Source organism: Actinobacillus porcinus (assembly GCF_901764995.1).
GTDB classification, from domain to species: Bacteria; Pseudomonadota; Gammaproteobacteria; order Enterobacterales; family Pasteurellaceae; genus Exercitatus; species Exercitatus porcinus.
Genome location: NZ_CABFKI010000006.1, coordinates 15,582 through 29,446 on the forward strand (window position 1 = coordinate 15,582; position 13,865 = coordinate 29,446).

At 41.5% G+C, this 13,865-nt stretch carries 8 protein-coding genes; 3 read left to right on the plus strand and 5 right to left on the minus strand.

Going from position 1 to position 13,865, the window contains the following annotated elements:
- Positions 1 to 57 precede the first annotated feature (57 nt).
- From E7T07_RS05520 to znuC, 3 genes are all read right to left on the minus strand, one after another.
- Positions 58 to 6,051: an Ig-like domain-containing protein gene (locus tag E7T07_RS05520; RefSeq protein WP_135709906.1), complete on the minus strand. Its 5,994-nt coding sequence runs from the start codon at positions 6,049 to 6,051 to the stop codon at positions 58 to 60.
- 163 nt (positions 6,052 to 6,214) lie between these two features.
- Positions 6,215 to 7,000, minus strand: a complete 786-nt coding sequence (znuB, locus tag E7T07_RS05525) for a zinc ABC transporter permease subunit ZnuB (protein WP_135709907.1) — start codon at positions 6,998 to 7,000, stop codon at positions 6,215 to 6,217.
- Between the two features lie 12 nt (positions 7,001 to 7,012).
- On the minus strand, positions 7,013 to 7,825 hold the full coding sequence (gene znuC, locus E7T07_RS05530) for a zinc ABC transporter ATP-binding protein ZnuC (RefSeq protein ID WP_135709908.1): 813 nt from the start codon (positions 7,823 to 7,825) through the stop codon (positions 7,013 to 7,015).
- A gap of 165 nt (positions 7,826 to 7,990) precedes the next feature.
- Between znuC and mepM the strand changes: the two genes are divergently transcribed.
- Together mepM and E7T07_RS05540 are read left to right on the plus strand one after the other, a co-directional pair.
- Positions 7,991 to 9,457 carry a murein DD-endopeptidase MepM gene (gene mepM, locus E7T07_RS05535; protein WP_135709909.1) on the plus strand — a complete coding sequence of 489 codons (1,467 nt, stop codon included), beginning with the start codon at positions 7,991 to 7,993 and terminating at the stop codon, positions 9,455 to 9,457.
- Positions 9,458 to 9,684: 227 nt separating this feature from the next.
- A complete protein-coding gene (locus tag E7T07_RS05540; protein WP_135709910.1) occupies positions 9,685 to 10,899 on the plus strand; it encodes an ATP-binding protein in 1,215 nt (404 codons plus the stop codon).
- A gap of 59 nt (positions 10,900 to 10,958) precedes the next feature.
- Here E7T07_RS05540 and E7T07_RS05545 read toward each other — a convergent pair whose 3' ends face one another.
- Together E7T07_RS05545 and E7T07_RS05550 are read right to left on the minus strand one after the other, a co-directional pair.
- Complete coding sequence (locus E7T07_RS05545; protein ID WP_135709911.1) at positions 10,959 to 11,849, minus strand: ABC transporter six-transmembrane domain-containing protein; 891 nt, start codon at positions 11,847 to 11,849, stop codon at positions 10,959 to 10,961.
- Positions 11,849 to 12,292 (minus strand): MarR family winged helix-turn-helix transcriptional regulator, encoded by a 444-nt coding sequence (locus E7T07_RS05550; RefSeq protein WP_135709912.1) that lies wholly within the window; start codon positions 12,290 to 12,292, stop codon positions 11,849 to 11,851. The genes E7T07_RS05545 and E7T07_RS05550 overlap by 1 nt, the downstream gene beginning before the upstream one ends.
- 271 nt (positions 12,293 to 12,563) lie before the next feature.
- On the opposite strand from E7T07_RS05550, the gene E7T07_RS05555 reads away from it, so the two are divergent.
- Entirely contained in the window at positions 12,564 to 13,856 is a 1,293-nt protein-coding gene (locus E7T07_RS05555; protein WP_135709913.1) for an ATP-binding protein, read from the plus strand.
- Positions 13,857 to 13,865: the final 9 nt, after the last annotated feature.

The following is a 13,865-nucleotide window of genomic DNA, read 5'->3' on the forward strand; positions in this document are numbered from 1 at the left end:
ATAACAAATAAAATGACCGCGCTTTGAAAGTGCGGTCATTTTTTTAGCTATTTAATACTAAACAATCACAATATTATTATGATCCAAGGTGGAAAGATGATTTTCTAAGGTAGCGAAATGAATCAGATCGCCATTACCTTTAGCATCATAACTTAATTGCCCATTGGTATTATCATACTTAATATGACGTGCGATACTTTCCGCATCACTTAAGGCTTGGAATACGGTTTTGGACAATTCAATTTTATCTTCTGCACTGAAGTCCTTGATAATATCCACGTTACCATTGAGAGTCGTATTGAACACAAAATGATCTGAACCATCACCCCCAATTAAAGTATCCGCACCGAGTCCACCGATAAGTCGATCATTGCCCGCGCCACCGTTTAATGTATTGCCGATATTATTCGCTGTTAATACGTTATCCAAATCATTACCGTAGGCTTCTTTAGCCGTGTTTCCAATTAACGTAAGATTTTCTACATTTTCGGATAGACGATAATTAACGGTGCTGTAAACGCTATCGGTCCCTTCGTTTTGGGCTTCGATAATGATATCTTTTACATTATCCACAACATAGATGTCGTTACCTAAACCACCTATCATCTTGTCTTCGCCAAGTCCGCCATCAAGATAATCATTTCCGGCACCTCCTTCAATATGGTCGTTGCCGGCACCACCAAAAATATTATTATCTGCGGCATTACCGATTAAGGTGTCATTAAATTCCGAACCAATAAGATTTTCGATTTGCGTGCCTTGACCAATATAGACTTGTCCCGAAGTATATTCAACATCAGCAATATTTAATGCAGCATTAACTTGACCATTGCCTGTCTCTACAATGGTTTTTTCCGGTAAATCGAAATATTGATGTACATCTTGAGTATTGCTGTGAATGTTTTTTACCAAGAAGTTTCGTTCTTGAACATCACCAACATAACTCCAGCTGCCTGGATTTAAATTGACATAAACATTTTGTTTTTCTTTTGACGCATCAAATGTATCAACCCCGTTGCCATCCCAAATATAGCGACCACCATCGGAAGCATAAGTATTATAATTGGTAAAGCTATACACATCGTCACCCGCACGCGCATTTGGGTTTACCCCAAAGCGATAATGTAAATAGGCTAAATCATAAGGGCGCAGATCGCGCAATGATAAATACAAGTTATCATTGACATAGCGATTGTAAGAAATAATGGAAAATTCCGCTGTATTTTCATTGCCATAGCCATTTTCTTTAAAGGTTGGGATATCACCGGCATTCGTATGCACCATGCCAAGCGTATGCTCAATTTCATGTAGCGCGGTGTAATAGAGATAATCGATTCCCCAATCTTTCCAGCTACTGCCGGCATTCCATGTAATATGCCCACCATTTCTTGCTACAGCAGCAGAGCCATTCGACATTGGTGAATAATGCACAAACGTATCGCGATCGCCGCTAATTTTACTTTCTACAAATTGGATATTGGTGTAGCTAGATAAAATGGCATAAGCATTTCGGAATACGTCTTTTAGCCCTTCATCAACTAAAGCATCAGTAGGCAATGCTTTATTAGCTTCGAGTTCTTCCGTGCCGTGGAAATAATATTTAATGACATAAGGTTTATCTTGTGTTCCCCCCAAAGGCGCGCTATAGCCATTTTGGTTTAAACTTCCCACTGCTTTTAAGAAATACGGCGTTGTCCATCCCTCTTTGGAATGATCATCTTGTATTGGATTCGCAATAGGAATTAAGCCAATTCGTTTTTCGCCATCCACGGAAGCGGCAACAGTATAATTTTCTTGATCAGAAACTTTAATTGCCTTGCCTGCCCGATCGGTGGTTTCCAAGGTAGCAGAAATCTGCTCCGCTGTACTCAAGGTTTGCTTTGACACAGTTGCTGAAAAACTTAGATCTGCCTCTACCGTTGTTTTAAGCGTTTTATTGCCAATATTCAAGGTGACAATATCTCCCTCTTTAGCGGTTCCTGAGACTACACCGCGCACAACCGCCATATCTTCGTGATAAGCCACAAAATATTGATCTTTATTCTCGACTTTTACATAGTCGCTGGTAAAGGTAACACTTTTAGTGGTGACTTCAGGGGCGTTAATATAAGCAGTTTTATAAAAGCCATCCGCTTTGGTTAATTCATACACTTTTGGATCTGGCGTAAATTTTACAGAAACCTGTTGCCCATTGAGTCCTTTTAAATCCTCAGCCGCAATATCCACAAAGAACGTTTTATTATTTACGCCCACCTTAAAGGATTGATTACCGATGGTGACGATCGCTTGACGGACTTCGTTGTAATTTTTACCTTGCGCATACACGCCATCAAATTCTACTTCACCCCAAATTCGTACAATAGGTGATTTTTCAGCGATACTTAAGCTAAAGTCCCCTACTTCTGTAATATCGATTTGAGCAGCCACTTCCGTAGCAACGGTAAAGTTTTTGGTGGTGTCAGCACGACTGCTACCCGTTGAAGCAGTTGCTGAGATTGTATAATTCGGCGTTTGGATAAGTTCCGTTGCCGCGATCGCTAGTTTAAAACTGAGATCAGGTTCAACTTGAACTTGGTGTGTTTTGCCATTAATTTGCAGTGAAACTTGTGTTCCCGTTGAAGCATCCGCGCCAAAAATCTTACCGGACAGAACCAAATGACCTTTCGCTTCTGTGACATTAATGTGATTATCTGCTGTAATATCATTCAATAAAATCCCGATATTACCTTGGCTAACGCTATAAGATAAATGGCTTTGTGCGGTGCCTGTATTGCCAACCGCATCCTTAGTGGTATAAACCGCAGACACCATGAGCGTATTTGAAGCAGCTAATTCAGCCGCTGAAATTGTTAAACTAAATGAGCCATCGTCTTGAATTTTCACGGATTGGGCTTTGCCGTTATACTGCAATAGGATCGCTTCACCGGCGGTAAAATCCCCGCTCACTTTACCGCTTAGCACCACAGAATTTGTCGCTGTTTTGGCGATAAGGTTATTTTCATTAATTGGATTTAAGGTAATGATGGGCATCGGTGGCGTCAGATCCACTTGAAAATCCACCGCACTTTCTGCTGTCGCTGAATTTCCGGCAATATCTTTGGCAATGACATTAACCTTCAATGGATTATTACCTTCAATTAACGTGCTTTCGTTAACCGGTAAGTTTAGTGACCACTTTTTGCCCTCGACAGTAGCATCATATTCTTTGCCGTTTAGGCTAACCTTAACTTGAATGTCTTTGGCGTGAATATCTTGTTCATCGTAAGTTAATGTGCCGCTAATGAGCGTGTTTTTATTCAAACGCTCAGCCGAAATGGTTTTCCCTTCATTCACTTGATTTACTGAAACGGCAATATTGGCTTCGGTATCGTAACGATAGGAGACTTTTTCTGCTACTTCGTGGGTTTTTCCTGTTTCTTTATTGCGAATAGTGGCGACTACATACATTTCATCTGTATTAGCAAAATCTGCAGTATTTAATTTTGTACTAAAACTACGTAACACATTACTACTGAGGCTTAAATTAGTAGAATAGGTTTTTCCGTTCAGTTTAATTTCAACTTTTTCAACTACCTCTTTCGAGTTAAGAATATCACGCCCCCATACGGTTCCGGTATAAGTAAAACTAGGCGTCTTTTCTACAAAGGCTTTATTAAAAATATTGTTTTCACCTACAGCTGAGAGATTTGTCAGGTTGGCATCACTGCCTGACGTTGCAACCGTATAAGCTTGCGAAGTTTCGGCTTCACCATGATTACCTGCTTTATCTGTTCCGATAACTTTAGCACGAATGACTTTATGGTTGCCAGCAGTTAAAACAGCTGTGGCAAATTCCACTTTAAAAGATCCATTGACCACCTTAGTTTGGATTGTATTCCAATTGCTTGCTGCGCAATAAGGGCAACCACAAGAAACTTCCACTAAATCCCCATCATTTGCTCCTGTCACACTTCCGGCAATAACGGTCGTTTCTTTCGTAGCTTCTTCGGCATTGATCATATTGTCGCCGGTAATTGGGCGTAGCGTAATGGTTGGTTTGTCTAAAGCTGTTTCATATTGGAATACTTCAAGCGCGGTCATATTTTCCGTATTTTTGACCACAGCCCGAACAGTATTATTTTTCGCTAACAATTCACCGCTAACCTTCGCTTCAAATTCGCCATTAATGACTTGTGCTTTGATTGTTTGATCACCAATAGTTAGCTCAACAACAGAACCATCATCTGCACGCGTGACTGAGCCGGATAAGGTAATTTCCTGCTGAGATTCCGCGATATTAAGGATATTATCCGTGGTAACCGGATTCATCTTAATCGTTAACGGCGTTTCTTCGACATTCGCATAAGTTTCCGCAACGCCTTTCGCTGTGCTGCCACTGATACTTTGGGTTTCAATAGAAGCAGTCACTTTTTCATGAACGATTAAGTTTTGAGTATTTACCTCTTTAGAAAATTTGCCATTTTTCACTTCGGCATAATAGACAGATTGCCCAATTTCTAACTTCACAAAATCACCGTCTTTGGCATGTTTTACCGAACCAGAAATCGTGGTTTTTTCTAATTTTTGCTCGACAAAACTTAAGAAATTATCACCTGTAATTTTATCAAACGTAATTTCAGGTTCTTGAGCAACGGTGTCGACAATATATTTTAATTTGGCTTGAGCCGTACCTCTTAAAGGTTTGGTATCGTGAAAGGCAGTAATAGTCGCGCGAAGTTCTTTCTCGCCTTCTCCCTTTGCCACCAATGCAGAAGCGTTAATATCGACCCACCAAGTTTTAGTTACAGGATCAACTTGCGCCGGTCTAATCGTATCCGCTAAAACGGTAATCATTGGCGGCTTCGTTGAAGCCCCTTTAACATCATAACTACCTGATAATCTAATGATATCATTGGCTTCAGACTGACTAATCACACCGTCATCACCACCGACATAATTTGTCCAAGCGATCGCCACAACAGGTGCTTTGTCTGCTGCGGGTTTGGTTAATTCCGGTAGTGTCGGTAAAGGTTCCGGTTGTGGTTTTGTATTATTTTTTGCTTCGGGTTCAGGTTCGATTTCCGCTTCCACAGCCGTTTTTTCTTTAGGCGTGACTACCCAAGCCGCATTGGGATCTTTATCAATGACAGTTTCAGGTTCACTCGGCTTGTTTTCAGGCTCAGCAGGCTTATTTTCAGGCTCGGTTGGCTTAGTTTCAGGCTCAGTTGGCTTGTTTTCAGGCACAGTGGGCTTGTTCTCAGGCTCGGTTGGCTTGTTTTCAGGCTCGGTTGGCTTGTTCTCTGGCTCAGTCGGCTTGTTCTCAGGTTCGATTGGCTTGTTTTCAGGCTCGGTTGGCTTGTTCTCAGGCTCGGTTGGCTTGTTCTCAGGTTCGATTGGCTTGTTTTCAGGCTCAGTTGGCTTGTTCTCAGGCTCAGTGGGCTTGTTTTCAGGCTCGGTTGGCTTGTTCTCAGGCTCGGTTGGCTTGTTCTCAGGCTCGGTTGGCTTGTTTTCAGGCTCGGTTGGCTTGTTCTCAGGCTCGGTGGGCTTGCTTTCAGGCTCGGTTGGCTTGTTCTCAGGTTCGGTTGGCTTGTTCTCAGGCTTGGTTGGCTTGTTTTCAGGCTCAACAGGTTGTTCTTCCGGTTTTGATGGTGTGTTTTCTTGTTCAGCACGCGGAGAATTATGATCTTTATTCCGCTGATAAAGACTTGTAGCACCAACAGCTGCAGTAACAGCACCTAAAGAAATACCTGTTAATTGCACCGCGCTTAATGAGCTAGCGGCAACGCTTCCCGTAACAGAAACGCTGTTTTCAACTACGCTGGCAAGATCTTCAATGGAATAATAGGCGTTGTATTCTTCCAAGACGAAAAGCGGTTCTTCATTGGCTGGCGTGGAAAATACTAAATTGTCACCAATTTGTTCGACTTGTACATTGTCAATTAATACACCATTTTCATCAACGATGCGATAACGTGCCGCCGCTTCCGCTTTTTTGATGGATGTTTTTCCTTGTTGCAATGCAATAGATTCCGTTTTATTGCCTTTTACGATAGTTAAAATTACTTTGCTCATAAAATGACCTTTCCTAGAAAAAAGAGATAAAAAATTATCCCAATTCTACTCGAAATTGCAGAATTTTGCTGTAAAAAAGAGAAGAAAAAGGGAATTTTTATTTGATTGACGGCAACGGATAGGAGAGCATTCTGTCCGTTGCTTTTAAGGAAATAGAAGATTGTTAGCCCTGTTCCTTCCACAAAAACGAAAGCCCAAACAAAAGGGCGGAGCAGATTACTACAGAAGGGCCTGCCGCGGTATTGTAAAAGGCGGAAAGTGTTAGGCCCATGGTAATGGCTAACATACTAATGATTACTGCAATGCCCGCCATCATTTCAGGGGTTCGTGCGAAGCGGCGTGCGGTGGCGGCTGGGATGATCAGTAAGGACGTGATAATCAATGCCCCCACAAATTTCATGCTTAACGCAATGGTAAGTGCGGTTAAAATCATCAGAATAAATCGCATTCGTTGAATATTAATCCCTTCCACTTGTGCCAGTTCAGGGCTGACTGTGGTGGAAATTAGCGGTTTCCAAAAGTACATTAAAATCCCAAACACGATAGGCACACCGATGGAAATGGGGATCAGATCTTCAAAGCTGACGGCAACAAGATCACCGAATAAATATCCCATTAAATCCACACGTACATTTTCTAATAACCCCACAGTTACCACTCCAAGGGATAAACAACTATGGGCAATAATACCGAGAATGGTATCCACGGAATATTGCGTGTTGTTTTCGAGCCAAACCAACAGGAATGTGATCAATAGTGTTAAGAGCAGAATGGCAAGATAAGGATTGAGATCAATAAAAATGCCTAAGGCAACCCCTAAAAGGGCAGAATGAGCAAGGGTATCGCCAAAGTAGGCCATTTTGCGCCAAACTACAAAGGCACCGAGTGGGGCGGTGATAAAGGAAAGTAGAATACCGATAAGCCAAGCAGGAAGAATAATTTCAAGCACGACAGATTGCTCCTAGTGATTATGATGTTGTGCGCATTGATATTGCCCCGAGCAACAGATGTCGCCGTGCATATCGTGGCGGTGGTTGTGATGGTGCGTATAAAAGGCAATATTTTTAGAAAATTGATCGCCAAAATGTTGAATAAAAGTCGGATCGTTACCGACTGTTTCAGGCGTTCCGGCACAGCAAATATGTTGGTTGACGCACAATACTTTATTGGTATCTGCCATCACAATATGTAAATCGTGAGACACCATTAACACCGCGCAATTTAGTTTTTCACGCATTTGATGAATAAGCTGATAAAGTTCAATTTGTCCATTAATATCAACCCCTTGTGTCGGTTCATCTAGTACGAGTAAATTGGGTTTATTTAAAATCGCACGGGCGAGTAAAACCCGTTGCATTTCCCCACCGGAAAGCTTTTGCAATGAATTTTGCATAAGATGCGAAATAGACAGCAATTCGGCAGCCTGCCGGATATCTTGTTCGGTTATACCTTTTTTGAGCGAAAGAAATTTTTTCACGGTAATGGGCAAACTGTGATCCAAATGGATTTTTTGCGGCACATAGCCAATGCAAACATTTTGTCCATAAATCACTTCGCCGGCGCTGGGTTTGATTAATTTGAGCAAAATTTTTAATAGCGTTGATTTCCCTCCTCCATTTGGGCCCACAATCGTGGTGACCGTATTGGGGTAAATCGCCATATTAATTTGCTGTAACGCTGTTTTTTGCCCAAAATGCATCGCAATATCTTTTAGCTCAATCAATGGTTTTGCAAAATGAGCAGGTTGCGCAACGCGTATGGCATTAATTTGCATAATAAATTCCAATGGGTGAAAAGGTTTTAAGATAGCGTATTTTACCCGATGAAACAAGATAAACCGCCTAAACTTTAGATCGTAAAAAGTCCGTATTCGTGTATAATGAATTTTTTCTTTATTTTATGGTCTTAATTCCAAATATTTTTTATAGGATGATTTCTCTTGGTTCAACACGTTAAACTTGCCCGCGAACGCCGAAAAAGAAAATCACGTATCAAAGCGTTGATTTTCTTTTTTGCGCTTATTTGTATTGGGGTAGGTGGCTTATTGAGTTTGAAGGATACCGTGGAAAATAAGGGGGAATTACCAGCAGAAACCTATAGCTATCAATCATTACATGAAGATCAAACGCCGGCCCCATCTAGCGATAACGCGAATCAAACGGCATTAAATGATGAAAAAGCAAAGGATAGCGCTGACGATGCGACATCTTATGACGATGATTTAACAGATAAAGATGATGAAAGTGAATCTATTGCTTTTGACGATGATATTTCCTCATCAGAGCCTTTACCTAAGGATGCGCAATCTGCAGTAGATAATCTATTAGACGCCGTTGCACAGGCGAAACGTATTACCGAACAATTTAGTCACACCATTGCGCGTGGCGATAAGCTAAAAGATGTTTTGGAACTGTCAGGTTTAGAAGACAATACCAGTAACCAATTAATTGCAAGCTATCCCGAATTAAAAAATTTAAAAGCGGGACAGCAAATGTATTGGATTTTAGATAATGAAAATGAACTGGAATATTTGAATTGGTTGGTTTCTGAAAAAGAAGAACGCATTTATGAACGTCAACCTGATGGCAAATTTGCTCGTCAAATTTTAGAGAAAAAAAGCGTTTGGAAAAAAGAAGTACTTAAAGGAAAAGTGACTTCCTCATTTCGCGCAGGCTTGAAAAATTTAGGATTGGATAATCGCCAAATCAACCAATTAACAACCGCACTTCAATGGCAATTTAGCATGAATAAATTGAAGAGCGGTGACGAATTTGCCATTTTGATTTCACGGGAATATTTGGATGATAAATTAACCGGGCAAGGAAATGTGGAAGCGATCCATATTAAAAACCAAGGCAAGAGCTACTATGCAGTTCAAGCAGAAAACGGACGTTATTACAATCGACAAGGAGAAACCTTAGGTAAAGGTTTCACCCGTTACCCGCTGCAACGTCAAGCACGTATTTCTTCAGGCTTTAACCCAGGTCGCCGTCATCCCGTCACAGGGCGGGTTCGACCGCATAAAGGGGTGGATTTTGCCTTACCAAGTGGTACACCGGTTATTGCCCCTGCTGATGCGGTGGTGGAAAAAGTGGCTTATCAAGCCGGTGGTGCAGGGCGTTATATCGTTTTACGCCATGGGCGAGAATACCAAACGGTTTATATGCATTTGAGTAAACCGCTTGTTCGTGCGGGACAATCGGTTAAACGCGGTGAACGTATTGCTCTTTCAGGTAATACAGGGATTTCAACAGGCCCACATTTACATTATGAGTTTCATATAAACGGTCGCCCGGTTAACCCTATGACAGTGAAATTACCGGGAACAAGCAATGGTATGCGCGAAGACGAACGCCGAAGTTTCTTAACAAAAGTCAGAGCGGTAGAGCGTCAGCTTAAATTCTAATTACTTAAATTCTAATATAAGGTGCGTGCGAACGCACCTTTTTTACAGCCAGTCTCAGATGATGCATAGAAGTGAGAAGATTTAACTGACACAATGACCTATAAACATTTTCCATTTGAACCAACTTATTTTTAGGTATAAAATCCATTCATTAGTATTAAACGCTTTTGTTCGTTGCTATTGAATAGTTTTGTTCACTAGCATTAAACAATTTGTTGGGAGATAAAATGTTATTAAAAACCGAGATCAAACAAGCCATTCAAACTCAGCAGAGTAAGTTGTTGGAACAAAAAACATATCCACGTCAAATGCTTAGCAGCATTAAAGTGTTGCCTGATTTTGCTTTGGTTGTGTCGGGTATTCGCCGTAGCGGAAAGAGTACGTTATTAGCTCAACTTATTGAAAAACAAACGGAAAATAGTTATCTCTTTCTCAACTTCGACACGCCGCAATTATTTAATTTTGAGTTTAACGATTTTGCGTTGCTCGATGAAATTATTGCGGAAAATACACAAATCCAAACGCTTTATTTTGATGAAATTCAGATTATTGAGGGGTGGGAAGTTTATGTGCGGGGCAAGCTCGATCAGGGCTATCAAGTGGTGGTAACAGGTTCAAATGCCTCTTTGTTAAGCAGTGAACTCGGCACAAAACTCACAGGGCGACACATTAGCCGTGAGCTTTTCCCTTTCTCTTTTTTGGAGTTTTGCGAGTTTCTTGGCAAAGAAAAAAATGCCGATGCCGTGGCGGATTATCTTCATCTAGGCGGTTTTCCGCAATATTTGCAATTCAATGAAGACGAGATTTTGAATGCGCTTATCAACGACATTTTGTATCGCGATATTATCGTGCGTTTTGGTATCCGTGATGAACGTTCAATGAAGCGTTTGCTGCTTTTCTTAGCGGGCAACGTGGGCAATTTGATTACCGCCGGCAAACTCAAACAGAGCCTTGAAGTCAAAAGCACCGCCACTGTGCAGGAATATCTCTCGCATTTAGAGCAAGCCTATGTGATCAGTTTGCTACCGAAGTTTTCCTATTCTTACAAAACACAGCTTGCCAACCCACGCAAAGCCTATTTTATAGACAATGGATTGCAGCGTGTCATCAGCCCGTCTTTCACTCAAGATCAAGGAAGAAAGCTAGAAAATGCAGTATTTTGGGCGTTAAGAAGACAATTTTCAGAGCTGTATTATTACAACGAAAACAACAAAGAATGCGATTTTGTGGTATGTAAAAACGGCTCGCCCGTACAACTTATCCAAGTTTGCTGGCAACTCAGTGCGGAAAATATCGCTCGTGAACGAGATGGATTGATTGACGCAATGAATTTCTTCCATTTTGAACAAGGCACGATTATCACTTTTGATCAGGAAGATAAGATGATTGTAGATGAAAAAATTATTGATGTTGTGCCGTTTTGGAAGGTGTTTGGGCAATAATACTAACTTACTAAAGAGAAGTGTGGTGATCTTAGGGGCAAATCACGTTTGCCCCTTTATTAAACCTCCACCCTTTTCCCAATATCCTTCAACTTCGACAATTCTTCCACCAATCTTGGTGCATCATCTAAGCTAATGGCGAAGGTCCAGAGATAAGTAATCACCGCATAAATATGCCCTGCGGTAACGCCTTGTTTGAGGGTTAAAGCCGTGAGTGTTACGCCAAACAGCACGCACATTGCCACGCCGATACACAAAAAACTGAACGCTTCTCGGTTGGAAATCAGGATACGGAAACGTTCCACCAAGCGATAATGTTTAATCAGCTCGCTGTTTTTGGCACGTTCCACCCGATCCACTTCTTTTTCAAGGCGGTTGTTGAGTTTGAAGTACAGGTGGTCATTGACCTTCACATAATGGGGCAATAGCAAGCCAAAGCCCACCACAATCAACAATGCTACCACGCCCGACCAAAATTCAATCAACAGCAACATCAGCACCGCCCCGATAATCGAAAACGCCGAGGTAATCAAGGTTGGCAAATGGTGTTCAAAGAAATTCACAAACTCACGGGACAACGCCACACGCGCGGTGGTGGTTGAAGTATCAATGCCTTTAATCCGCTGGTTCAAAATCACCGGCACGGCAAGTTCTGTGTAAATGCGAGTGAAGGCACGAGTGTCCACCGCACGGCGAGCCGCCCCCACGCCCCAAATAATCAGCACCATTAAGGCATAAGCGAGAGCGGAAACCAGTTGCCCGTTTAGCACCGCATTTACCGCAAAACTGCCCACCAAAGGATAAATCAACAACAGCAAATTTTCCGCCGCCACCAAGCCGAATGTGGCAAACAGCCGTTTTTTATGTTGCAAGGCAAGGGTTTTGAGCGAACGGAACATTGTTGGTGCAAGGGTTGGCTCAAAGGTCGGTTCAAGATTTTCTAAGGACATCAAGCCACCGTATCCGTTTTGTCGATTTGCTCACGGCAAACCATGCAAAATTCCGCCAACAAGGCAAACAGTTGAGCGGTCTTTTTCTCGCCTAATTTTGCAAAAGTTTTATCCGCCAACTGCTGTGTCGCCTGCCAAACCGGTTCCGCCTTCGCCTTGCCGTCTGCGGTCAAACGCATCATTTTTTCCCGTTTATCCACCGCACTTTCGCTAAATTCAATCCAGCCTTTTTCCTTGTATTCCTTGCACACGTTAAACACCGTCTGCTTCGGCAACAGCCACTCATCGCAAATCTGCTTTTGCGTACATTGCCCACTTTCCGCCGCTGCCAACGAATACAGCACCGCAAAATGGTTATAACCCAAGCCTAATTTAGCGATCCAAGCGTCCATTGTGGCATCTACTTCACTAATTTGTTTGCCTAGTTTGTCGAAGTTGCTCATGGCTTAAAGTCCTAAAAATTACTAAGTTGAGTGCTATTTTAGATGTGAGAAAGAGAAAAGGCAAGGGGTATTGGTATTAAAATTTACTTTATTTGGTTTCAGATATTGTTAAATTTGCTTTTTTGATGATGAAGTATCTTTTTATCAATTGAAAAATGTTATTTATTCACACTTTTTCATTGGAAAAAATGTATTTTTATGGAGAGTTTTCATTGATAAAAATGTTTGAGCCGACTAAAATAGACCAAAAAAATTCAATATAAGGTGAGTTATGCAACGAGATATTTTAGATAAACTCATACAATGGAAAACCAAGCCCAACCGTAAACCCTTGATTATTCAAGGGGCTAGACAAGTCGGCAAAACTTGGGTGATGAAACATTTTGGTGAGCAGGCATTTGAACAGGTTGCCTACATCAATTTTGATAATAATCCCCGAATGAAAACGCTATTTTTGGGCGATTATGATATTAACCGTTTGATTTTAGGCTTGAAAATTGAAAGCGGTGTGGATATTCAAGCGGATAACACGCTGATTATTTTTGATGAAGTGCAAGAAGTGCCACAGGCATTGTCGGCACTCAAATATTTTTATGAAAATGCACCGCAGTTTTATATTGTGGCGGCTGGTTCACTGCTTGGCGTTTCCCTGCATCATCAGGTGTCTTTCCCTGTGGGCAAGGTGGATTTTCTGCCGCTTTATCCGATGACTTTTCACGAATTTTTGACCGCACTTGGGCAATCTGATTTGGTTCAACTGTTGGAAATGCAAGATTGGTCGCTGATTTCTGCGATGAAAAGCCGTTATATCGACTTTCTTCGTCAATATTATTTTGTCGGCGGTATGCCTGAGGCGGTGCAAACCTTTATTGATACACAAAATTTGAACGAAGTTCGCCAAGTGCAACGCAATTTATTGATGGCGTATGAACAGGATTTTTCTAAGCATATTTCCGATGGGCAAACAGTGAAAAAAGTGAGGTCGATTTGGGCATCTATTCCTGAGCAACTTGCCAAAGAAAACAAAAAATTTATGTATGCACAACTGCAAAAAGGGGCGAGAAGTAAAGATTATGAAATTGCCTTACAATGGCTGAAAGACAGCGGTTTGGTTCAGGTTGTACCGCGTGTGAAAAAGCCGTATTTGCCTTTATCTGCTTATCAGGATAACGCTTTCAAATTGTATGGTTTAGATGTCGGTTTACTTGCCGCTCAAAGCTATTTGGACGCCACTACGCTGTTGGAAGGCAACCGTATTTTTACCGAATTTAAAGGTGCTTTAACCGAGCAATATGTGTTGCAACAATTGATTGCAACTCAAGAAAATCCCGTCTTTTATTGGGCAACAGAAAAAGGCACAGCAGAAGTGGATTTTGTGCTACAACGCAAACAAACCGTAATCCCGATTGAAGTCAAAGCCGAAGAAAATCTGAAAGCAAAAAGTTTGAAAGTCTATGTAGAGCAATTCCAACCTGAACAGGCTTTTCGTTTTTCAATGGCGGATTTTAGGGAACAAGATTGGATGGTGAATGTGCCGTTGTATGGATGTTGTATAAGGAATTGATATAAAATT

Excerpts from the sequence above, each read along its gene's own strand:
- E7T07_RS05520 (WP_135709906.1), bottom strand. The coding sequence starts at position 6,051 with ATGAGCAAAGTAATTTTAACTATCGTAAAAGGCAATAAAACGGAATCT.
- znuC (WP_135709908.1), bottom strand. The coding sequence starts at position 7,825 with ATGCAAATTAATGCCATACGCGTTGCGCAACCTGCTCATTTTGCAAAA.
- E7T07_RS05540 (WP_135709910.1), top strand. The coding sequence starts at position 9,685 with ATGTTATTAAAAACCGAGATCAAACAAGCCATTCAAACTCAGCAGAGT.
- E7T07_RS05545 (WP_135709911.1), bottom strand. The coding sequence starts at position 11,849 with ATGTCCTTAGAAAATCTTGAACCGACCTTTGAGCCAACCCTTGCACCA.
- E7T07_RS05550 (WP_135709912.1), bottom strand. The coding sequence starts at position 12,292 with ATGAGCAACTTCGACAAACTAGGCAAACAAATTAGTGAAGTAGATGCC.
- E7T07_RS05555 (WP_135709913.1), top strand. The coding sequence starts at position 12,564 with ATGCAACGAGATATTTTAGATAAACTCATACAATGGAAAACCAAGCCC.